A 22,952-nucleotide genomic window follows, 5' to 3' on the forward strand; every position below is an offset into this window, starting at 1 on the left:
ATCGCAGGGCTTCGACAGGCTCAGCCCGAACGGTATTTCGTCAGCGGGTTAATAACCCCCGGCCAGAGCGCAGCGGGCTTATTTGGCGTGCTTGCGGAACTCCGGCTTCCTCTTCTCGCGGAACGCGTTGCCGCCTTCGGCCGATTCGGCCGTTTCGTAGTACAGCTTCAGCGCGTGCATCGCAAGGCCGCCCATGCCGCGGATCATTTCGGTATCGACGTTGAACGATTTTTTCGCCAGCGCGATCGCGGTCGGGCTCTTCTCGACGATCTCGTCGCACCACTTCTTCACTTCGGCGTCGAGCTGGTCGTGCGGCACGACCGCATTGACGAGGCCCATCGCGAGCGCTTCCTGCGCCGTGTAGCGGCGGCACAGATACCAGATTTCGCGCGCCTTCTTTTCGCCGACGACACGCGCGAGCAGCGCCGTGCCGAAGCCGGGATCGACCGAACCGACGCGCGGCCCCGCCTGACCGAGCTGCGCCTTTTCCGAAGCGATCGCAAGGTCACAGACCGTCACGAGCACGTTGCCGCCGCCGATCGCGAAACCATTGACGCGCGCGATCACCGGCTTGGCGATGTCGCGAATCGCGCTCTGCATCTCCTCGACCGGCAGGCCGATGACGCCGCGGCCGCCGTAGCCGCCGTCCTGAGTGCCCTGGTCCCCGCCGGTGCAGAACGCCTTGTCGCCGGCGCCGGTCAGCACGACGACCCCGATGCTCTTGTCGAAGTCCGCGTCCTTCAGCGCGAAGATGATTTCTTCGCAAGTCTGCGCGCGAAACGCGTTGTACTGCGCGGGGCGGTTGATCATTATCGTCGCGATGCCGTCTTCTTTCGTGTACAGAATGTCCTGGTATTCCATTTTGATTTCCTCTGAAGGTTTGATTGGGGGTCGCTTGGCGGGGCTCAGCCGGCCATCGTCAGGCCGCCCGACACGCTCAGCACCTGGCCGGTGATGAACGACGCGTCGTCGCTCGACAGGAACACGATCGCGCCGGGCAGGTCGTCGGGCTGGCCGAGGCGGCCGAACGGCACCGCGCGCGTGAAGGCGGTGCGCAGCTTCTCGCCGCGCTCGCCATCGCCACAGATGTCGTCGAGCAGCGGCGTGTCGGTCGGGCCGGGGCACACGACATTGACGCTGATCTGCTGGCGGGCGAGTTCGCGCGCCATCGTCTTCGAGAACGCGATCAGCCCGCCCTTGCAGAACGAATACACCGCTTCGCCCGACGAACCGCCCCGGCCGGCGTCCGACGCGACGTTGACGACGCGGCCTGCGCCGCGTTCGACCATGCCTTTGACGACTGCGTGGTGCATGTACAGCGCGCCGTACAGGTTGATCGCGACGATCTTGTCCCACAGCGGCTTCTCGGTGCTGAGGAAATTGCCGACCTTGTCCCAGCCGGCGTTGTTGACGAGCACGTCGGTCGGGCCGAGCGCTTCTTCCGCCGCCGCGACCGCGCTGATCACCGACTCCTGGTTCGTCAGATCGACCGCGAACGCCTGGGCGTTGCCGCCTTGCGCGCGGATCTCCGCGGCGACCGCTTCGGCCGCTTCGCGGTTGATGTCGAACACCGCGACTTTCGCGCCTTCCTCGCCGAAGCGGCGGCAGATCGCCGAGCCGATGCCGCCTGCGCCCCCGGTGACGATCGCGACTTTGTCCTTGATTCCTCTCATCTGTGCTTCCTCCTGTTGGATACCGTTCAATTTCCGGCCCGTTTGCATCCGGGCCGCTGTTTGCGTTTCAATGGGCGCCGTTCGAACCCTGCCTGCCCATCCGATGACCGACGTTTCCGCCGCCAAGAACCTCGCCACGATCGAGATCAGCAACCGCCTGTTCTTCCGCTTCTTCCAGGCGGCCAACACGCTGCACACCAAGGGCACCCAGGCGCTCGACGAGTTCGGCGTGACGACCCAGCAGTGGTCGGTGCTCGGCGCGCTGTCCCGCCCGAAGGCGAAAGACGGCATGGGCATCAACGAGCTCTCCCGCTTCCTGCTCGTCAGCCGCCAGAACCTGTCCGGCCTGCTGACCCGCCTCGAACGCGACGGCCTGATCGAACGCGCGACCAGCGAGGAAGACCGCCGCTCGCGCAAGGTCCGGCTCAGCCCCAAGGGCGAGGAGCTGTGGGTCAAGCTCGCCGAGCCGATCCACGCGTTCTACGACCAAGCGCTGAAAGGCTTCTCGTTCGACGACCGCCTGCAGTTCATCCATTACGTGAGCCTGCTGCAGCGGAACATGGCGAAGCTGTAGGGCGGAACAGCGAAGCGCCTTCCGCCGAATGACGATCGCCGGTGGCGGAAACGCGGCGGATAACGCCTTCGGCTCATCCGCCCTACACGCCGTCACGACTCGTTGCGTGCACTGCACTAGACCCTGTGCGCGTCGAGCTTCTCGCGCCCGATGATCATCTTCATGATGTTCGCGGTGCCGTCGCCGATCTGCAGGCCCATGACGTCGCGGTAGCGCTGGCCGAAGTCGTAGTCGCTCGCGTAGCCGCCGTGGCCGTGCGTGAGCAGGCACTGATGGATGATTTCGCACGCGAGCTTCGGCGCCCACCACTTGCACATCGCCGCTTCCGACGTGTGCGGCAGCCCCTGATCCTTCAGCCACAGGGTGCGCAGGCATAGCGCACGGCAGGCTTCGTACATCGTCTCGGCTTCGGCGAGCGGGAACGTGACGCCCTGGAATTCGCCGATCTTCTTGCCGAACGCCTCGCGCTCCTGGATGTAGCGCCAGGTCTCGTCGAGCGACGCGCGCACGACCCCCATGCACTGCAGGCCGATCAGCGCGCGGCTGTAATCGAAGCCCTGCATCACCTGGATGAAGCCCTGCCCCTCGTCGCCGAGCATCATGTCCGCGGATATGCGCACGTCGTCGAAGAAGATCGAGCCGCGGCCGACCGGGCGTGTGCCGATGTCGTCGAACGCGGTGCGCGTGATGCCCGGCAGGTCCATCGGCACGAGGAACGCGCTGATGCCGCGGGCGCGCTCGGCTTCGCTGCCGGTGCGCGCGAAGACGACTGCGACGTCGGACTGCGTCGCCATCGAGATCGACGTCTTCTCGCCGTTGAGGACGAAATCGTTGCCGTCGCGCACCGCCTTGAGCTTCAGGCGCGCGGCATCCGACCCCGCGCTCGGTTCGGTCAGCGCGATCGCGATCGTCTTGTGCCCGGCGATCACCTGGCCGAGCCACTCTTTCGCGATGTCGGGCCGCGCATGGCCGGCGACGATCTGGCCGCACAGCGACGTCAGCAGGTTCACGTACGAGACGTTGAAGTCGCCGTACGAAATCTGCTCGAGCAGCAGCCCGCTAGTGACGCAATCGACGCCGAGCCCGCCGTGCGCCTCGGACAACTCCGGCCCGAGGAAACCGAGTTCGCCCATTTCGCGGATCACTTCGCGCTCGATGCGCTCGGCTTTCTCGCGCACTTTGTAGCCCGGCGCAAGACGTTCGCGGGCAAAGCGGCTCGCGGTATCGACCAGCGCCTGCTGCTCCTGACTGAGACTGAAATCCATGACCTCTCCTCCTTTCTAACGTCGCATCGATTCTAGGAGAGCGAGGGTTTTTGTGTCAATAGATTGTCTTATCTTTAAGTTACGAACGGTAACTCCACACCGCTGCGCCTCCTCCGTTTGGCGATAAACACCTTTCTAACTAGCGGTTCTACGTCAAACTTCCAGTTACCCAGCGCCGAGATACAACGCCGATATATAACAAGATATTGACTTATAAAAATCGAAGCGATAGCTTTGGTGCGCCGTCGGACAAACCGCCGGAAGACGAACCCAAGGAGAGAGACTTGCGCGCACAACGATCAGAAACCGGAGCGACGGACGCCGCGAAATCTGGCGCAGCCGCCGATGCCGCACTGCCGTTCAACGAATCCAGCAGCGAGCTGGTCCGCCAGTGAGCGGGCCGGTCGACAGAGGAAAATGACAATGAACTTCGAACCGGTACTGCTTGCGGACCGCATGGGCCCGATGAAGGCCGCCAGCCTGTGGCGCGACGAGACGATCGACGTGCATTTCCGCCGCGCGCACGAAAACTGCCCCGACAAACCGGCGGTGGTCGCCTATCGCGACGGCCAGCCCGAGCCGGTGCGGCTCAGCTACCGCGAGCTCGACCGCCGCGTCGACCGCATCGCGCGCGGGCTTGCCGCGCTCGGCGTCGGCCGCGGCGACGTCGTCACCTTCCAGTTGCCGAATCGCTGGGAATTCGTCGCGCTCGCGCTGGCGTGCGCGCGCATCGGCGCGGCGGCGAACCCGGTGATGCCGATTTTCCGCCAGCACGAACTCACCTACATGCTGAACTTCGCCGAGTCGAAAGTCTTCATCGTGCCGGCGGTGTTTCGCAAATTCGACCACGCCGCGATGGCGCGCGAACTGCAGCCGAAGCTGCCCCATCTGAAGCAGGTCGTCATCCTCGATGGCGAGGGCGACGACAGCTTCGAGCGCCTGCTGATGCGCGACGATTTGCCGCCTCTGGCCGGCTCCGGGCTCGGACCGGACGACGTCGCACTGCTGATGTACACGTCGGGCACGACGGGCGAGCCCAAAGGCGTGATGCACACGTCGAACACGCTGTTCTCGAACCTGCACGCGTACATCGAGCGGATGGAGCTCGGCGCTTCGGACGTCGTTCTCGGCGCGTCGCCGATGGCGCACCTCACCGGCTACGGCTACCTCGCGATGCTGCCGCTGATCCTGAACTCGACGACCATCCTGCAGGAAACCTGGAACGCGGCGCGCGCGCTCGAGATCGTCCGCGACGAGGACGTCACCTTCAGCATGGCGTCGGCCGCGTTCATCTCCGACATGTGCGCCGCAGTCGAAGCCGGTGCGCCGGTGTCGCCGAAATTCACGAAGTTCAACTGCGCCGGCGCGCCGATTCCGCCGGTCGTCGTCGAGCGCGCCTGGGCACTGATGGGCCTGCGCGTGTGCTCGGCGTGGGGCATGACCGAATGCGGCGCGGTCACGATTACCGAACCCGCCCGGGCGCTCGAGAAGTCCGGCGTATCGGACGGCCGGCCGGTGCCCGGCATCGAAGTGAAGATCGCCGATGCGAACGGTGCGCAACTGGCGCAGGGCGAAACGGGCAGCCTGCTGATCCGCGGCGCGTCGCTGTTCGCCGGCTACCTGAAACGCCCGCAGCTGAACAGCGTCGACGCCGAAGGCTGGTTCGACACCGGCGACCTCGCGTTTCAGGATTCCGAAGGCTACATCCGCATCAACGGCCGCAGCAAGGACATCGTCATCCGCGGCGGCGAGAACATTCCGGTCGTCGAGATCGAGAACCTGCTGTACCAGCATCCCTCGATCACGACGGTGGCGGTCGTCGGCTACCCGGACCGGCGCCTGGGCGAGCGCATCTGCGCGTTCGTGTCGCTCAAACCCGGCTCGACGCTGACGTTCGCCGACCTCACCGCGTATCTCGACCGCCAGCAAGTTGCGAAACAGTACTACCCGGAGCGGCTCGAGATCGTCGCCGATCTGCCGCGCACGCCGGCCGGCAAGCTGCAGAAGTTCAAGCTGCGCGAGACCGCGAAAACCTTCGGCGACGCTGCGAACGCCGCCATGGAGAAGTCCTGATGAATCCCGTGATCCTCGTCGAAACCCGAAACAAGGTCGGCCTGATCCGCATCAACCGGCCCGAAGTGCATAACGCGCTCAACGACGACGTGATGACCGAGCTCGGCCGCGCGCTCGACGCGTTCGAGGCCGACCGGACCATTGCGTGCGTCGTGCTGACCGGCTCCGAAAAAGCTTTCGCCGCGGGCGCCGACATCGCGGCGATGCGCGCGATGGACTTCATGGACGCTTACAAGTCGGACTTCATCACCCGCAACTGGGAGCGGCTGCGCACGTTCCGCAAGCCGGTCATCGCCGCGGTGAATGGGGTCGCGCTCGGCGGCGGGTGCGAACTGGCGATGATGTGCGACATCGTCTTCGCCGCCGACAACGCGCGCTTCGGCCAGCCGGAGATCAAGATCGGCACGATCCCCGGCGCCGGCGGCACGCAGCGCCTGCCGCGCGCGATCGGCAAGACCAAAGCGATGGACATGTGCCTGACCGGCCGGCTGATGGACGCGCAGGAAGCCGAGCGCGCCGGCCTCGTCGCGCGCATCTTCCCGGCCGCCAGCGTGCTCGACGAGGCGCTCGCGGCCGCCGCGCAGCTCGCCGAATATTCGCTGCCGGTGCTGATGATGATGAAGGAGTCGGTCAACCGCGCCTACGAGAGCCCGCTCAGCGAAGGGTTGCTGTTCGAGCGCCGCACGCTGCACGCCACTTTCGCGCTCGCCGACCAGAAGGAAGGCATGAACGCGTTCGTCGAGAAGCGCAAAGCGCAGTTCGCGCACTGCTAGAAGCGCTCGATCCAGGCTCACACCAAAGGGAATCAATGCACAAAAAACAATCCGCCGTCGCAGTCGGCGCTGTTTTGACGGGTTTGGCGTCGGCGCCCGTCACGGCTCAGTCGACGGGGACACTGTACGGCGTCGTCGACGCCTACTTCGGCTACGGAAAAATGGGCGACAACCGGAAGACCGGCATCGATTCAGGGGGCCTCACCGGCTCCCGCATCGGTTTTCGCGGCAGCGAAGCACTGGGCAACGGCGTGGCGGCCGTGTTCGCGCTCGAGTACGGGCTCCTGAACGATGCCAACGAAGGCATCGGCACCACCGGACTGCGCGCCCGCCAGCAATTCGTCGGCCTGAAAGGCAGCTTCGGCTTCGCCGGCCTCGGCCGTCAGTACGCGCCCGGCTACTACGTCTTCAAATACGACGGCGCGATCGGCACGCCGTGGGGGCCGCAGGCGATGCTCGGCATCAAGGCCGGCGCGACGATCGTGCCGGCGAGCCCGGCACGCGCGAACAACGCGCTGAACTACATTTCGCCGAACATGGGCGGCCTCACCGTCAACACGATCTACGCGTTCGGCGAGGAAAATCAGGCGACGAACCGCCGCCAGGGCGATCGCTTCAGCATCGGTGCCGAATATGCGAATGGACCGCTCGGCGCGAACGTGATCTACCACGTCGGCCGGGACATGCCCGCCACAGTCGGCGTCGACGACAAGAAGGAATGGTACGCGGGCGGCTCGTACAATTTCGGCGCCGTCACGTTGCTTGCCAGCTACCAGCAGGTCGAGCAGGATTCGGACACCAACAAGGTCTACCAGATCGGGGCGATCGCGCCGGTCAGTCCGGCCGGCAAGCTCCACTTCGCGATCGGCCACCTCGCTCACGAGAATTCCGACCTCGACGCGACGAACCTGACCGTCGGCTACGGCCACGCGCTTTCCAGGCGAACCACGGCTTACGCTTTCGCCACTCGGGTCAACAACGACTCCGCGCAGAATGCGACATTCGTCGCCAGCGCGGTCGGCCTGGCGGGCGAGAACAGCACGAACCTCATGGTCGGCGTGAATCACACGTTCTGATCCTTTCCCGACCGGGCGCCGCGGCGCCCGCTTTCCTCGGCATGCCCGGCGCACCAGGCGCCGTCAGCGGAGTCAGCCGTTGCGACGGAAGCACTGCGGGCGCTGCTCGATCAGCTCTCGAATGAAGTCCCACACGACGCGGATCCGCTTGATCCGCAGCAGGTCTTCGGGCGCGGCGATCCACAGGGTCCGGGTCACGAGCGACTGTCCGGGGAACACGCACACCAGGTCGTCGGACAGTTCGGCGACGAAAGGCGACAAGGCCACGAGTCCCATGCCGGCCGCGGCAGCCTCGCGCTGGGCAAGCACGCTGGTCGAGGTGAAGCTCCTGCGGGGATGCGGAGTGAGCTCTTCGAGGACGCGGAAGTAGCCGCTGAGCGAGCCGTCGTGGATGTAGTCCACGAAACTGTGCTCGGCGAGGTCGCTCAACTCGCGGATCGGCGGATGGGAGTCCCGGTAGCCCGGCGAGCAGTAGATGGAATAGTCGACGTCGGTCAGCCGCGCGACCTTGTAGCGTCCCACTTCGGGCGGGTCGAGCGTGATCAGGATCTCGACTTCGCGCGTGACCAGGCTCGGATACTGCGGCTGGGGCATCAGCTGGACATGCAGTTTCGGGTGCTCGGAATGCAGTTTCGCCAAGCCCGGTGCGATCAGGTGAATGCCCAGACCTTCAGGCGTGCCCACGCGCACCGATCCCGTCACCCGCACGCCCAGGCCCGCACTTTCCTCGACGGCTTCGAGCAACGCGCTTTCCATTCTTTCGGCATGGGGGATGAGCGCATGACCGGCCTCGGTCAGCGAATACCCGGTGCGCCGGCGATCGAACAGGACGACACCGAGGCGGGCCTCGAGCCGGTCGATGCGGCGTGAAACCGTCGAGTGCTCGATGTTGAGGCGCTCGCCGGCGAGCGAGATCGTGCCGAGCCGTGCAACCGCGAGGAAGATGCGCAGGTCGTTCCAGTCAGGGAGGGCGTCCATGCGGTCCATTGTGCATTCACGCACAAGTCGTGTGCAACCCATTGCTTTGGTGCGAGAAAACCGCCGCCCATAATTCCTGCACGAAGCTCTTCATTCAAGCACCCCGCCGCACGCTTCGAGCTGGAAAACGGAGAACGTTCCGATTTCCGCTCCCGGTCGCAATGCTTTCGCCGCAATCACAGACGTCACCATGATCGACTGCGAAGCGGGTCGGCGAAACCGGTCCGTGCCTGCAGATGGCAGGCACGCACGATGAAGAAAATGAAAGCCGGCTCGTGTGTCGACCAAAGCGCGAGGTCGAAGCGCTCGGGCCAGCAACTTCCCAGGCTAAAAGGAGACAACCCATGGAACTCGATGCCGTCTTGCTCCCCCCCCCGTCGTGCCGTCTGCAGCGCCACCGGCCTGTGGCCCGATCGCACGATCAACGACGAACTCGATGCGTGCGTCGTCGACTTTCCGGAAAAAGTTGCGCTGACCGCGATGCGCGCGGAAACCGGCGAACTGCGGCGGTTTACGTACCGAGAACTGGCTGCGCTGGCCGATCGCGTCGCCGTCGGTCTCGCGCGCCTTGGTGTGGGCCGCAATGATGTCGTCGCGATGCAGCTGCCGAACTGGTGGCAGTTCACCGTGCTGTATCTCGCCTGCACGCGCATCGGCGCGGTCGTCAATCCGCTGATGCCGATTTTCCGCGAGCGCGAGCTGTCGTTCATGCTCGCGCACGGCGAGGCGAAAGTACTGGTCGTGCCGAAGAGCTTCCGCGGCTGCGACCACGAGGCGCTGGCGCGCGGACTGCAGCCGAGCCTGCCGGCGCTGCAGCGCATCGTCGTTGTCGAGGGCGACGGCGCGGATTCGTTCGACGCGCTGCTCACGACGCCGGCCTGGGAGAACGAACCCGACGCTGCGGACATCCTCACGCGCAGCCGCCCGGGTCCTGACGACATCACCTTGCTGATGTACACGTCGGGCACGACCGGCGAGCCGAAAGGGGCGATGCACTCGGCCAACACCGTGATGGCGAACCTCGTCGAGTACGCACGGAAGCTCCGTCTGGACCACGACGATGTCGTGCTGATGGCCTCGCCGATGGCACACCAGACCGGCGCCGCGTACGGAATGATGCTGCCGATCCTGTTGCGCGCGCGCTCGGTGATCCTCGACAAATGGGAGCCCGCGAAGGCGGTCGAGCTGATCCGCACCGAAGGCGCGACGTTCACGATGGCCTCGACGCCGTTCCTGACCGACCTGACGAAGACCGTGCAGGCGCTCGGGCTGCCGGTGCCGACGCTGAGAAGCTTCCTGTGCTCCGGCGCGCCGATTCCGCCGCCGCTCGTCGAGCAGGCACGCAAGGTCCTCGGCACGAAGATCGTGTCGGCGTGGGGCATGACCGAGATCGGCGTGATCACGATGATCGACCTCGACGACGACGACGAGCGCGCCTACTCGACTGACGGCAAGGTGATTCCGGGTGCCGAAGTGCGGATCGTCGATGAAGAAGGGGTCGAGCTTCCGCGCGGATCGGTCGGCCGTCTCGTCGTGCGCACCTGCTCGGCGTTCGGCGGCTACCTCAAGCGGCCGCAATGGAACAACGTCGATGCCGACGGCTGGCTCGACTCCGGGGACGTCGCGAAGATGGACGAGCGCGGCTACATCCGCATCAGCGGTCGCAACAAGGACGTCATCATCCGCGGCGGCGAAAACATCCCGGTGTTCGAGATCGAATCCTTGCTGTATCGCCATCCGGCCCTCGACCAGGTCGCAATCGTCGCCTACGCGGACGAGCGGCTCGGCGAGCGCTGCTGCGCCGTCGTCGTGCCCAAGCCCGGCCAGACGTTCGACTTCGCGGCGATGGTCGACTTCCTGAAAGCGCAAAAAGTGACGCTCCAGTACATCCCCGAGCGCCTGATCGTGCGCGACGCGATGCCGTCGACGGCGACCGGCAAGATCCAGAAGTTCAAGTTGCGCGAGCTGCTGCGCGACGAGCTGCTTTGACCCCCGCAGCGAGGCAGGGTTAGGTCGCGTTCAATCATCAACGCAAAAACAAGCGGATTTCGCGACCCCGTACAACGAAGGAGACAGGCAATGGAAAAGACCGTGAAGACGGCCCGGCAATTGGTGGAGGAGACCGGCACCGGCGTGGTGTCGGTCGGCCCGGACGCGCCCGTGATCGCCGTGCTGCAGGCGATGGCGGACCACGACGTCAGCGCGGTGCTGGTCATGGACGAGCAAAAACTGCTCGGCATCGTCACCGCGCGCGACTGCGTATTGAAAGTCGAATTGCTCGGCCACACGGCGACGGACACACGGGCACACGAGATCATGAGCCGCGACGTCCTTTGCGTCGCCGCCGACGATTCCAGCGAGCGTTGCATGGGGGTCATGCACAACAAGCGGGTGCGCCATCTTCCGGTGATCGAGCAGGGCCGCGTGATCGGAACGCTTTCCATGCGCGACGTGCTGGAAGAAGTGGTCGCCGAGGACGAGCACCTCATCAGGGATCTGGAGCGCGAGCGTATCGAGTCCAGCGGCGAGACCGGCGGCAGCTACTGACCCGGTCTTCCCCCAACGCACTCGAAAGGCTTTTCAAATGTACGAATTCATAGTCGTCCTCGCGGCGCTGCTGTTCCTGATGTTCGTCGCGTACCGCGGCTTCAGTGTGATCATCTTCGCCCCTGTCGCCGCCCTCGGCGCCGTGTTGTTCACTGATCCGTCACTCGTCCCGGCGATGTTCACGAGCGTCTTCATGGACAAGATGGCCGGCTTCATCAAGCTCTACTTCCCGGTCTTTCTGCTCGGCGCGGTGTTCGGCAAGGTCATCGAGCTGTCCGGCTTCTCGAAGTCGATCGTCTCCGCGGTGATCAAGCTCGTCGGGCGCGACCGGGCGATGTTCTCGATCGTGCTCGTTTCCGCGATCCTCACTTACGGCGGCGTGTCGGTATTCGTCGTCGTGTTCGCGGTCTACCCGTTCGCCGCCGAAATGTTCAGGCAGAGCGGCATCCCGAAACGCCTCCTGCCGGGAACGATCGCGCTCGGTGCGTTCAGCTTCACGATGGATGCGTTGCCGGGCTCGCCGCAGATCCAGAACATCATCCCGTCGGCCTTCTTCAACACCAATGCCTGGGCCGCCCCGTGGCTCGGCGTCGTCGGCTCGACCTTTATCCTGCTGGTGGGCCTGACCTATCTGACCTGGCGGCGCAAACAGGCGGCAGCGAGAAACGAAGGCTACGGCGAAGGTCACCTCAACGAGCCCGAGCCGTTCGGCGGCGAGATTCTGCCCAACCCGTTGATCGCGATCCTGCCGCTGCTCGCGGTGGGAGTGTTGAACCGGGTTTTCGGCGTGTGGATTCCGCAGCTGTACGGCAGCATCCACCAATTGACGCCGGCGTCGGGCGCAAGCCCGATCGTCACCGATATTTCCAAGGTCGCCGCGATCTCGGCGGTGGAAGCGGCGCTGCTGGTGGGCATTCTCACCGTGCTGGTGTTCGCGTTCAGGACGGTCAGCGCGAAGTTCGCCGAAGGCACCAAGGCGGCCGTATCGGGAACGCTGCTCGCGTCGGTGAACACGGCTTCGGAATATGGTTTCGGCGCGGTCATCGCGATCCTTCCGGGCTTTCTGATCGTCGCCGACGCACTGCAGGCCATCCCCAACCCGCTGCTGAACGAGGCGATCACGGTTACCACGCTCGCCGGCATCACCGGCTCGGCCACCGGCGGCATGAGCATCGCGCTCGCAGCGATGTCCGAGCAGTTCATCGCCGCCGCCAACGCCGCCGGCATCCCGATGGAAGTCCTGCACCGCGTCGCGTCGATGGCCAGCGGCGGCATGGACACCCTTCCCCACAACGGCGCGATCATCACGCTGCTGGCGGTCACCGGCCTCACCCACCGACAGGCTTACGGCGACATCTTCGCCATTACCTGCATCAAGAGTGTCGCGGTGTTCGTGGTCATCGCTTTTTATTATCTGACCGGTCTGTACTGAGCACTCTCGGAAAACGGCGGCGCGCATGCTGCGCATCGGCCGATGCACTCGACATCGTTCGCAACGTCTTCTAGCGTCCGCGCCCCTTGCCCAGGAACTGCCGCGCGAACTCGTCGCGCGGCAGCGGCCGCCCGAGGAAATACCCCTGGCCCTGGTCGCAGCCGTGCGCCTCGAGGTACGCGAGCGCATCGCCGCTTTCGATGCCTTCGGCGACGACTTCCAGCCCCAGCGTGCGCCCGAGCGCGACGACGGCCTCGACGACTGCGCGGCTCGTCGAATCCTCGCCGATGCCCTCGACGAACGAACGGTCGATCTTGAGCTTGTCGAGCGGCAGCGAGCCGAGATGGGCGAGGCTCGAGCAGCCGGTGCCGAAGCCGTCGAGCACGACCTTGACGCCGAGCGCCTTGACTGCGGCGAGGATTCCCGCAGCATCGTCGGCGTTGTCCATCACCGCGCTTTCGGTGATCTCGAGCAGCAACAATGCCGGATTCATGCCGCCGTCGCGCAGGATGTCCGCGAGGCGCTGCACGAAGCGCCGCTGCCGGAACTGGACGGGCGACACGTTGATCGCGATCGGCACCGGTTCCAGCCCCTCGGCCACCCACGCGACGTGCTGACGGCACGCTTCGGCAGTGACCCACTCGCCGATGGCGCCGATCAGGCCCGACGACTCGGCGACGGGAATGAAGAGCCCGGGGCCGAGCGCCTCGCAGTCCTCGCCGGCAAAGCGGAGGAGCGCCTCGGCTCCCCTGAGGGCGCCGGTTCTCAGGTCGATCACCGGCTGGTAATGCAGCACGAACGTGTTTTTTGCGAGCGCCTGCTTGAGCCGCCCCTCCACCGAAGTCGACATGTCGTCGCGGTGTTCGAGGTCCGGCGCATACACGCAGTAAGCACCGCCGCTACAGTGCTTGGCCTGGTACATCGCCAGATCGGCGGCGCGGATCAGCGCATCGACGCTCATGCCGTGCTGCGGAAACAGGCTGATGCCGATCGACGGTGAAACGGAGACTTCGGCGTCGCGAATCACGAACGGCTGCGACACGCTTTCGACGACGTACTGCGCGATATTCATCGCTTCCTGGGTCTGCTCGAGATACGGCAGCAGGACAATGAACTCGTCGCCGCCGAGCCGCCCGACGATGTCTTCCTTGCGCACGCCCGCTTTCAGCCGGCACGCGACCTCCTGCAGCAACCGATCGCCGGCTTCGTGACCGTAGAGGTCATTGACCGGTTTGAAGCGGTTCAGGTCGATGAACAGGAACGCGCCCTGGCTGTGCTTGCGCCCGGCCGCCGCGAGCAGGTGCTCGGCATATTCGAAGATCAGCCGGCGGTTCGGCAGCGCGGTCAGGGAGTCATGCAGCGCTGCTTCATGGGCGCGCTGTTCCGCCTCTTTGCGGTCGGTGATGTCGATGTTCATGCCGACCCATTTCTCGACCTCGCCGTCCGCGCCGACGAGCGGCGCCGCCCTCACGTTGGCCCAGCGCCACTCGCCCAGGCGGTGACGCAGGCGAAGTTCCGTATCGAACACGCGCCGACCGGTGACCGCCGCGCGCCATTCCCTTTCGACGCGGGCGCGGTCGTCGGGATGAATCGCGTCGAGCCATCCGAAACCTGCCATTTCCTCGAAAGTCTGGCCAGTGTAGGCGGACCACGACGGCGAATGGACGACCAGGGCTCCCGCGGCATCCCCTTCCCACACCGCCTGGGCGGTTTCCTCGACGAGCACGCGGAAACGTTCCTCGCTCTGGCGCAGCCGCTCGCTCGCGAGCTGCCGTGCGAGCGCAGTGCCGGCGGCGCGCGCGAGCACCTCGAGCACCGCGACTTCCTCGTCATCGGGCCGGTGCGGCTCGAGCCAGTATGCGCCGACAGCGCCGGTAGGGATCGCACCGCCGACCGGAACCATCACCAGGCCGCGTTTCGATACCCCTTCGAGCACTTCCGCGGGGACGCGCTCGTCGTCGCGCACATCGACGATTACCGCTGTCCGGCAGTGGCGGACGGTCCAGTCCGCGACGCTCGCGACGAGCGGATGATGGCTGCGTTCCCACACCGCCCCGTTCGTCGCGCCCCTGCCGATGCAGCGGAACCGGCCATTGTCGAGCTCGACCGTGATGCCATCCGCGCCGACCAGCCTCTGCGCCGCACGCAGCAGCTCGGCGAGGAGCTCGGCGCTGCTGTCCGCACGCGAGAGCTGCTCGAGCCCTTCGGACAGGCGGCGGAAGCGGACATGCCCGGCCAGCAGCGCCGCTTCAGTGTGAACCTCGTCGGTGATGTCGCTGAACACGACCGCCACCTGGTGCGCGTCCGGCTTGCCGTAGCGGAACGCGTAGACGTCGAACCAGCGCTCGAGCATCGCGGCGCGCCGCTGAAAACGGATCGGCTCTCCGGTGAGCGCCACTTGGCCATAGATCTGGTACCACGAGGGCTCATGTTCGGGCACGACCTCGCGCATCCGGCGCCCGACCACATCGACCAGCCCGGTGTGCTGGCCGAACGCCGGATTGACCTCGATGAAGCGGTAATCAAGCGCTTTTCCGCGTCGGTCGAAGATCATCTCGATGATGCAGAAGCCTTCGTCGATCGAGTCGAAAAGTGCCCGGTAGCGCGCCTCGCTCGCCTCCTGGCGCCGGCGCGCGAGGATCTGCGGCGTGTCGTCGATGACCGTCACCAGCACACCGCCGACGCTCCCGTCCTCGCAACGAACCGGGCTGTAGCAGTTCGTCACGTACAGGGGCCGGGCGCCGTCACCGGACGACGGATCGACGACCTGCTCGGAGAGCATGACGGCATCGCCGTCGGCCATCACCTGGCGGCACAGCCGTTCGTGGACCTGCCACCCTGCGGCCCCGCTGTCCCTGGCGGTGCGCCCGAGCGCGTCGGGATGGCGCGCGCCGAGCAGCGGCCGAAAGCCGTCGTTATAGATCTGGACGAGATCCGCGCCCCACAGCAACGCCGCCGGAAAACCCGCTCCGAGCACCAGCGCGACGACGGTCTTGAGGCTTTCCGGCCACTGCGCGACGGAGCCGAGCACGGTACGATCCCAGTCGATGCGCCGCACCAGCGCCCCCGTTTCGCCACCGGGGGGGAGCCACTCCGGAGGCGGAGCGCGCCCGTCGCTGAGGGGGTCGTCCAAAGTACACCTCGTCTGTGAATCCGGCATTCGCCGCCGCGCCGAGCGACCATCCGGCGTCGGACTTCCGACGTCGCATGTCCCGCCCTTCCTTGGCAGTGGGAACCCTTGATTCCGCTGGAGATGTTCATGAAAGGACAGGAATCCGTTCCGCGCAAGTCATGAGACTGAAACGTACCCGACGGGGCTCAGCGCTGAAATACCTCGAAACAATGATTTTCATGCTTCGCAGATATTCCGGAAGCAATTTCCGGCCAGCGCGCCTGCCCGCGACGGGCCGAAGGCAGGAGTCAGGGATTCTGACCGAGCAGGTCGCGCAGTGCGCCCTGGAACAGCCGCACGACAATCGCGCGGTCGAGATCCGGGTTGCGGATGCTGCGGCTCGCCAGCCCTTCGAACATCGCGGCAAGCACTTCGACCATGCCGGCGATCGTCGCCTCGTCGTCGTCATGGCCCCCTGCGCGGCGCAGGTCGCGCAACGTGCGCGCGAGGCTGTCGCGGCACACGCGGTCCGCGGATCGGACGATTTCGGCGACATGCGAATTGCGCGCCGCCTCGGCAAGAATCTCGAGATTGAGTCCTGCCGCACGCGGCTCGAGATTGCGCTCAACGCCGTCGGCGACGTGCTCGACCATCGCCTCCTTCATGTTGCACGCGGCGCGCAGCGACGCGGTCAGCGCCAGGACATGTTTGAGGTCCTGCGCGACGATCGCCGCGATGATCGCTTCCTTGTTTTCGAAGTAGTGATAGATGTGTCCCGGACTCATGCCGGCGATCCGGGAGATCTGCGCGATGCTCGCACCGTGGAAGCCCTTGCTGCGAAAGCAGTCGCCCGCGGCGGCGAGAATCTGCGCGCGGCGGACTTCGGCGCGCGGCTGGTCGGAAGGGGCGGAGTCGGGAGGCATTCGCAGGTCTCCGGTGATGTTGAAGAGGTGTTGCATCGATCTTGCACTGCGGAAAATCCTAACATAGAATGATCATTCTAGAATAAACATTCTATTTTTGCACCCGACCCGGACGGTGCGCGTTTTCCAGCACCGGCACAACCATTCGAGAGGCGATTCATGGGGATCAACGGCAATCGGCTGTTCCGGCCAGTGGCCATCGCGCTGGCGAGCACCGTGCTGCTCGCGGCGTGCGGGAACGAGCAGCAACCGGGCTCGGCAGGCGCCGCACCCGCCGCACCTCCTGCACCGAGCGTGACCGTCGTCACGGTGCACACCGAAGCGGTGCCGCTCGTCGTCGAGCTGCCGGGGCGCACGGCGCCTTACCTGATCGCCGAAGTGCGCCCGCAAGTCACCGGCCTCGTCAAGCAGCGCCCGTTCACCGAAGGCAGCGACGTCAAAGCGGGTCAGGTGCTGTACCAGATCGACCCGGCAACCTATCAGGCCGCTTACGACAGCGCCAAGGCGAACCTCGCGCGCGCCGAGGCGAATGTTTACGCCGCGCGCCTCAAGGCCGACCGCTATGCCGACCTGGTCAAGATCAACGCCGTGAGCAAGCAGGCTTTTGACGATGCCACGGCCGCGCTGCAGCAGGGCCAGGCCGAAGTCGCGGCCGCGAAGGCGGCGATCGAGAAAGCGAAAATCGACCTCGCCTTCACTCGCGTCACCTCGCCGATCGCCGGGCGCATCGGGCGTTCCGCGGTCACGCCGGGGGCGCTGGTGACGGCGAACCAGAGCGAGGCCCTCGCCACGGTGCAGCAGCTCGACCCGATCTACGTCGACGTCACCCAGTCGAGCAGCGAGTTGCTGCGCATGAAGCGCGATCTGGCCGAAGGCAGGCTGCAACGCGCCAGTGGCGACACCGTGCCGGTGCGCCTGGTGCTCGAGGACGGCAGCGTTTTCGGTGCCGAAGGCAGGCTCGCGTTTTCCGAAGTCTCCGTCGACCCCAGCACCGGCAGCGTGACGCTGCGCGCGGTGTTCCCGAATCCGCGCGGCGAGCTGCTGCCCGGCATGTATGTGCGCGCGCGGCTGCCGCAAGGCATCAAGAGCGACGCCGCGCTCGTGCCGCATGCGGCGCTCAGCCACGATCCGCGCGGCGCCGCCCAGGTCATGGTCGTCAATGGCGAAAGCAAGGTCGAGGCGCGCCGCGTCACTGCCGAGCAGTCGCTCGGCGACAAATGGGTCGTGACCGCAGGCCTCGCCGACGGCGAGCGGGTGATCGTCGAAGGCTTGCAGCGCGTGCGCCCCGGCGCGCAGGTGCAGGTGACCGAAGCCGGCGCTGCCGCGGCGGCCGCGGCCCCTGCCGCCGCGCAGCAGAACTGAGGACGCGACGATGGCACGCTTCTTCATCGACCGACCGATCTTCGCCTGGGTCATCGCGATCGTCATCATGCTCGCCGGCGCGCTGTCGATCCTGACGCTGCCGGTGTCGCAATACCCATCCATCGCCCCGCCGACGGTCGTCATCAATGCCAGCTATCCTGGCGCATCGGCGAAAGCCGTCGAAGATTCGGTGACGCAGGTCATCGAGCAGAAGATGACCGGCCTCGACGGACTGCTGTACATGGCTTCCGCGTCGGACTCCTTCGGCAGGGCCACGGTGACGCTGACGTTCGACGCCGGCACGAACCCCGACATCGCCCAGGTGCAGGTGCAGAACAAGCTGCAACTGGCGCTGCCGCTGCTGCCGCAGGCGGTGCAGCAGCAGGGCGTGCAGGTGGCGAAATCGTCGCGCAACTTCCTGATGGTCGTCGGCTTCGTGTCGCAGGACGGCAGCCTCAAGCAGGTCGACCTTGCCGACTTCCTCGTCTCGTCGGTGCAGGACCCGCTGTCGCGCGTCACCGGCGTCGGCGAAGTGCAGGTGTTCGGCTCGCAATATGCGATGCGCGTGTGGCTCGACCCGGCGAAGCTGATGAAGTTCGGGCTCACGCCAGGGGATGTCCAGGCGGCGATCCGGACGCAGAACGCGCAGGTCTCGGCCGGCCAGCTCGGTGGCACGCCGGCGGTGGAGGGACAGGGTTTCACCGCATCGATCACCGCGCAGAGCCGGCTCGAGACGGTCGGGCAATTCGAGGAGATCCTGCTGCGCAGTTCCGCACAAGGCGGCGAAGTGCGCCTCGCGGACGTCGCGCGGATCGAGATCGGCGCCGAGAACTACGGCACCGTCGGCCGTTACAACGGCCAGCCGGCGGCGGCGATCGGCATCAAGCTCGCCGCCGGGGCGAATGCGCTCGATACTGCCGCTGCGGTGCGCGCGCGGCTCGATCAGCTCACGCCGTACTTTCCCGCCGGCGTGAATGTGGTGGTGCCTTACGACACCACGCCTTTCGTCGCGATCTCGATCCAGGGCGTCGTCAAGACGCTGCTCGAAGCGATCGCGCTGGTGTTCCTCGTGATGTACCTGTTCCTGCAGAACCTCCGCGCGACGCTGATCCCGACGATCGCGGTGCCGGTGGTGCTGCTCGGCACTTTCGGCGTGATGGCGGCGTTCGGCTTCACGATCAACACGCTGACGATGTTCGGCCTGGTGCTCGCGATCGGCCTGCTCGTCGATGACGCGATCGTCGTCGTCGAGAACGTCGAGCGCGTCATGAGCGAAGAGGGCCTGCCGCCGAAGGAGGCGACGAAGCGCTCGATGGACCAGATCACCGGCGCGCTGGTGGGCATCGGCCTCGTGCTGTCGGCGGTGTTCATCCCGATGGCGTTCTTCGGCGGCTCGACCGGCGTCATCTACCGGCAGTTCTCGATCACTGTCGCTGCGGCGATGGCGCTGTCGGTGCTGGTCGCGATCATCTTCACGCCGGCGCTGTGCGCGACGATGCTCAAGCCGATCGAGAAAGGCCACGAACACGGCGAAGGCGGCTGGTTCTCGGGTTTCTTCCACTGGTTCAACGGGATGTTCGCGCGCAACACGCGGCGCTACGAATCGACGGTCGGCCGCATCCTGCATCGCAGCCTGCGCTTTCTCGCGATCTATCTGGCGATCATTGCCGTGCTCGCGCTGCTGTTCCTGCGCCTGCCGACCTCGTTCCTGCCCGAAGAGGACCAGGGCGTGATGTTCAGCCAGGTGACGCTGCCCGCCGGCGCCACCCAGGATCGCACGCTGGCAGTGCTGAAGAAAGTCGAGGACCATTTCCTCGAGAGCGAAAAGGACACGGTGCGCTCGATCTTCACCGTGGCCGGTTTCAGCTTCGGCGGCAGCGGCCAGAACATGGGCATCGCGTTCGTCAATCTTCAGGACTGGGACGAGCGCGGTGAACCGGGAATGGACGTCAAGTCCGTCGCCGGGCGCGCGATGGCCGCGTTCGCGCAGATCCGCGAAGCGATGGTGTTCGCGTTCGTGCCGCCGGCCGTGCTCGAGCTCGGCACCGCGAGCGGTTTCAACGTCATGCTGCAGGACCGCTCCGGTCTCGGCCACGACGCGCTGATCGCCGCGCGCAACCAGTTTCTCGGGCTCGCGGCGCAGGACAAGCGGCTCGTCGGCGTGCGGCCGAACGGCCAGGACGACATGGCGGAGTACCAGATCGATATCGACCACGCGAAAGCCGGCGCACTGGGCGTCTCGATCGCGGACATCAACGAGACGCTGTCGACCGCGTGGGGCGGCACGTACGTGAATGACTTCATCGATCGCGGCCGCATCAAGAAAGTCTATCTGCAGGCCGACGCGGATGCGCGCATGAAACCCGAAGACCTGTCGAAGTGGTACGTGCGCAACCGCCAGGGCGAAATGGTGCCGCTGTCGGCGTTCTCGACCGCTCACTGGAGCTACGGTTCGCCGCGCCTGGAACGCTACAACGGCCAGCCGTCGGTCGAACTCCTCGGCCAGGCGGCGCCGGGGCTGTCGTCGGGCGACGCGATGGCCGCGGTCGAGGAGATCATCGCGAAGCTGCCGGCCGGCATCGGCTACGAATGGACCGGCACGTCGTACGAGGAGCGCCGCTCCGGCGCGCAGGCGCCGGCGCTGTACGCGCTGTCGCTGCTGGTCGTGTTCCTGTGCCTCGCAGCGCTCTACGAGAGCTGGTCGGTGCCGTTCGCGGTGATGCTGGTGGTGCCGCTCGGCGTGCTCGGCGCGCTGCTCGCCGCGACCGGGCGAGGCCTGTCGAACGACGTCTATTTCCAGGTCGGCCTGCTCGCGACGATTGGCCTGTCGGCAAAGAACGCGATCCTGATCGTCGAGTTCGCGAAAGCGCAGATGGAGCACGAAGGCAAGGAGCTCGTTGCCGCGACGCTCGAAGCGGTGCGCATGCGGCTGCGCCCGATCCTGATGACTTCGCTCGCGTTCGGCCTCGGCGTGCTGCCGCTCGCGATCTCGACCGGCGCCGGCTCCGGCAGCCAGAACGCGATCGGCACCGGGGTGCTCGGCGGCACGATCGCCGCGACCGTGCTCGGCATCTTCTTCATTCCGCTGTTCTACGTCGTGATCATGCGCGTGTTCCGTAAAAAACCCGCTCCGCCCGCAACCATTGCCCCTGTCGCCGAGGAGGCCAAGTGATGACCCGACTGCGCATCCTGACGGCCGCACTCGCGGCCACGGTCGCGAGCGCATGCTCGACGCTCGCGCCGGACTACCAGCGGCCGCCAGCGCCAGTCCCGGCGTCCTTCGCGCAGGCGCCGGACACGGTTCCGGCCAGTGCTCCCGCAGCCGACGCGCTGCCGTGGCGCGATTTCTTCGCCGCGCCCGGCCTGCGCGAGCTGATCGCGCTGGCGCTCGACAACAACCGCGACCTGCGCGTGGCTGCCCTCAACATCGAGCGCGCCCGCGCGCAATACGGCATCCAGCGCGCGGACCTGTTCCCGGCGATCGGCGCGAGCGGCGGCCAGTCCGCGCAGCGCCTGCCCGCGGACCTCGTGCGCGGCAGCAGCGGCGGCAACGGCAACGGCGAGGCGACGATCAGCCGGCAGTACAGCGCGACGATCGGCTTCTCGGTGTGGGAGCTGGATTTCTTCGGCCGGCTGCGCAGCCTCAACGAGCAGGCGCTCGAACTGTACCTCGGGACCGAGGAGGCGCGCCGCAGCGCACAGATCAGCCTCGTCGCGGAAGTCGCGAACGCGTGGCTGACGCTCGCCGCCGACCGCGAACGCCTCGCCCTCGCGCGCAACACGTACCGCACACGGCAGGAGTCGTTTGAACTGACGCGGCGCAGCTTCGAAGCCGGCGCGGTGTCGGCGCTCGACCTGCGCCAGGCCGAGACCCTGCAGGAAGACGCCCGCGCCGACGCCGCCCGTTTCGCCGCGCTCGTCGCGCAGGACGAGAACGCGCTCGCGGTGCTCGCCGGCACGCGCGTCCCGCCCGAGCTGCTGCCGCCGCAGCTCGCCGACACGCTGATGACCGCGGTCGCCGAGCTGCCGGCCGGCGTGCCGTCCGAAGTCCTGGTGCGCCGCCCCGACATCCTCGAGGCGGAACGCCGGCTGCGCGCGGCCAATGCCAACATCGGCGCCGCGCGGGCCGCTTTCTTCCCGTCGATCACGCTGACCGCGGCAGCCGGCAGCGCGAGCAGCACGCTCGACGGCCTGTTCTCGAGCGGCTCCGGCACGTGGAGCTTCGTGCCGCAGCTCCGCATCCCGATCTTCGAGGCCGGCCGCCTGCGCGCGAACCTCGACGTCGCCGAAATCCAGCGCGACATCAACGTCGCCCAGTACGAACAGGCGATCCAGGGCGCGTTCCGCGAAGTCGCCGACGCGCTGGCCGAACGCGCCACGCTCGCCGAGCAGCTCGACGCGCGGCGCCGCCTCGTCGACGCGACCGCTGAAAGCTTCCGCCTGTCCGAAGCGCGCTACAAAGGCGGCGTCGACAGCTACCTCGGCCTGCTCGATGCGCAACGCACGCTGTACGATGCCCAGCTCCAGCTGATCGCCGTGCGCGAGTCCGACGCGGCGAACCGCATCGCGCTGTACAAGGCGCTCGGCGGCGGCTGGCAGTGAAGCTTTAGCGCGCGGGGACGGGCGCGGCAGCTGCGTGGCGACGCCCGTCCCCGCCACTTCCCGGCACGCACCGCAGCGGGCGCTGCATGGAATTGTCCGCGTGCCGCGTGGTCGAATCGCGATCCGCGGCGGTGCGCAGGCAGCAGGTGCGCCCCCGCTCTGCTGACGGTCCACCGGAGGGCGTCTCATGCGCGTTCGATACCCCGCCCCTCTCGCCGCATTCCTCGCCGCGCTCGTCGTGGCCGGCCCGGCGCTCGCGCACCACGGCTGGAACTGGGCCGAGCCCGACAACTCGGCGCTCACCGGCGTCGTGAAATCGGTGCGGCTCGGCAATCCGCACGGGCGCGTGACGCTTTACGTCGACGGCGAGCAATGGGTCGCGGAAGTCGGCCAGCCGTGGCGCAACGCACGCGCCGGACTGCGGGACGAGATGCTCGTCGAAGGCGTGCAGGTCACGATCTCGGGTCACCGCTCGGCGCGCCCCGGCGAGAAACTCATCAAGGCCGAGCGCGTGATCATCGGCGGCACGACGTACGACCTGTACCCTGACCGCGACTAGGGG

The 22,952-nt window shown here is 66.5% G+C and carries 17 protein-coding genes; 11 read left to right on the forward strand and 6 right to left on the reverse strand.

The annotated features are described in order from the left end of the window. Positions 1 to 78 precede the first annotated feature (78 nt). Both badI and badH read right to left on the reverse strand, forming a co-directional pair. Positions 79 to 861 carry a 2-ketocyclohexanecarboxyl-CoA hydrolase gene (gene badI / locus PA01_05985; protein ID KON81217.1) on the reverse strand — a complete coding sequence of 261 codons (783 nt, stop codon included), beginning with the start codon at positions 859 to 861 and terminating at the stop codon, positions 79 to 81. 44 nt (positions 862 to 905) lie between these two features. Then, on the reverse strand, positions 906 to 1,673 hold the full coding sequence (gene badH, locus PA01_05990; GenBank protein ID KON81218.1) for a 2-hydroxycyclohexanecarboxyl-CoA dehydrogenase: 768 nt from the start codon (positions 1,671 to 1,673) through the stop codon (positions 906 to 908). 103 nt (positions 1,674 to 1,776) lie between these two features. Here badH and PA01_05995 point away from each other — a divergent pair, with 103 nt between their 5' ends. Beyond that, entirely contained in the window at positions 1,777 to 2,247 is a 471-nt protein-coding gene (locus PA01_05995; protein ID KON81219.1) for a MarR family transcriptional regulator, read from the forward strand. 116 nt (positions 2,248 to 2,363) lie between these two features. Here the strand turns inward: PA01_05995 and aliB are convergent, their stop codons facing one another. Continuing rightward, complete coding sequence (aliB, locus tag PA01_06000; protein ID KON81220.1) at positions 2,364 to 3,512, reverse strand: cyclohexanecarboxyl-CoA dehydrogenase; 1,149 nt, start codon at positions 3,510 to 3,512, stop codon at positions 2,364 to 2,366. A gap of 423 nt (positions 3,513 to 3,935) precedes the next feature. On the opposite strand from aliB, the gene aliA (PA01_06005) reads away from it, so the two are divergent. From aliA (PA01_06005) to PA01_06015, 3 genes are read left to right on the forward strand one after another with little or no spacing between them, the layout of a single operon-like run. Continuing rightward, positions 3,936 to 5,585, forward strand: coding sequence for a cyclohexanecarboxylate-CoA ligase (gene aliA, locus PA01_06005; GenBank protein ID KON81221.1), 1,650 nt, complete (start codon positions 3,936 to 3,938; stop codon positions 5,583 to 5,585). Next, entirely contained in the window at positions 5,585 to 6,358 is a 774-nt protein-coding gene (locus tag PA01_06010; protein KON81222.1) for an enoyl-CoA hydratase, read from the forward strand. The genes aliA (PA01_06005) and PA01_06010 overlap by 1 nt, the downstream gene beginning before the upstream one ends. A gap of 35 nt (positions 6,359 to 6,393) precedes the next feature. Beyond that, positions 6,394 to 7,434 (forward strand): porin, encoded by a 1,041-nt coding sequence (locus PA01_06015; protein ID KON81223.1) that lies wholly within the window; start codon positions 6,394 to 6,396, stop codon positions 7,432 to 7,434. Positions 7,435 to 7,506: 72 nt separating this feature from the next. Here the strand turns inward: PA01_06015 and PA01_06020 are convergent, their stop codons facing one another. Further along, positions 7,507 to 8,412, reverse strand: coding sequence for a LysR family transcriptional regulator (locus tag PA01_06020; GenBank protein ID KON82342.1), 906 nt, complete (start codon positions 8,410 to 8,412; stop codon positions 7,507 to 7,509). Between the two features lie 354 nt (positions 8,413 to 8,766). On the opposite strand from PA01_06020, the gene aliA (PA01_06025) reads away from it, so the two are divergent. The 3 genes from aliA (PA01_06025) to PA01_06035 all read left to right on the forward strand — a co-directional run bounded on the left by aliA (PA01_06025) (position 8,767) and on the right by PA01_06035 (position 12,391). Further along, positions 8,767 to 10,401, forward strand: a complete 1,635-nt coding sequence (aliA, locus tag PA01_06025) for a cyclohexanecarboxylate-CoA ligase (GenBank protein ID KAI5913048.1) — start codon at positions 8,767 to 8,769, stop codon at positions 10,399 to 10,401. A gap of 90 nt (positions 10,402 to 10,491) precedes the next feature. Beyond that, a complete protein-coding gene (locus PA01_06030; GenBank protein KON81224.1) occupies positions 10,492 to 10,959 on the forward strand; it encodes a CBS domain-containing protein in 468 nt (155 codons plus the stop codon). A 37-nt stretch (positions 10,960 to 10,996) separates the two neighbouring features. Beyond that, on the forward strand, positions 10,997 to 12,391 hold the full coding sequence (locus tag PA01_06035; protein ID KON81225.1) for a GntP family permease: 1,395 nt from the start codon (positions 10,997 to 10,999) through the stop codon (positions 12,389 to 12,391). A 70-nt stretch (positions 12,392 to 12,461) separates the two neighbouring features. Here the strand turns inward: PA01_06035 and PA01_18625 are convergent, their stop codons facing one another. Then, positions 12,462 to 15,524 carry an EAL domain-containing protein gene (locus PA01_18625; protein ID KAI5913049.1) on the reverse strand — a complete coding sequence of 1,021 codons (3,063 nt, stop codon included), beginning with the start codon at positions 15,522 to 15,524 and terminating at the stop codon, positions 12,462 to 12,464. 287 nt (positions 15,525 to 15,811) lie between these two features. Then, a complete protein-coding gene (locus PA01_06045) occupies positions 15,812 to 16,426 on the reverse strand; it encodes a TetR/AcrR family transcriptional regulator (GenBank protein ID KON81226.1) in 615 nt (204 codons plus the stop codon). A 159-nt stretch (positions 16,427 to 16,585) separates the two neighbouring features. Between PA01_06045 and PA01_06050 the strand changes: the two genes are divergently transcribed. From PA01_06050 to PA01_06065, 4 genes are all read left to right on the forward strand, one after another. Then, on the forward strand, positions 16,586 to 17,788 hold the full coding sequence (locus PA01_06050) for an efflux RND transporter periplasmic adaptor subunit (GenBank protein KON81227.1): 1,203 nt from the start codon (positions 16,586 to 16,588) through the stop codon (positions 17,786 to 17,788). Positions 17,789 to 17,798: 10 nt separating this feature from the next. Continuing rightward, entirely contained in the window at positions 17,799 to 20,960 is a 3,162-nt protein-coding gene (locus PA01_06055; protein ID KON81228.1) for an efflux RND transporter permease subunit, read from the forward strand. Continuing rightward, a complete protein-coding gene (adeC, locus tag PA01_06060; GenBank protein KON81229.1) occupies positions 20,960 to 22,390 on the forward strand; it encodes an AdeC/AdeK/OprM family multidrug efflux complex outer membrane factor in 1,431 nt (476 codons plus the stop codon). The genes PA01_06055 and adeC overlap by 1 nt, the downstream gene beginning before the upstream one ends. Before the next feature lie 187 nt (positions 22,391 to 22,577). Next, positions 22,578 to 22,949 carry a DUF6152 family protein gene (locus PA01_06065; protein KON81230.1) on the forward strand — a complete coding sequence of 124 codons (372 nt, stop codon included), beginning with the start codon at positions 22,578 to 22,580 and terminating at the stop codon, positions 22,947 to 22,949. Positions 22,950 to 22,952: the final 3 nt, after the last annotated feature.

The organism is Azoarcus sp. PA01, assembly GCA_001274695.2.
GTDB lineage: Bacteria > Pseudomonadota > Gammaproteobacteria > Burkholderiales > Rhodocyclaceae > Aromatoleum.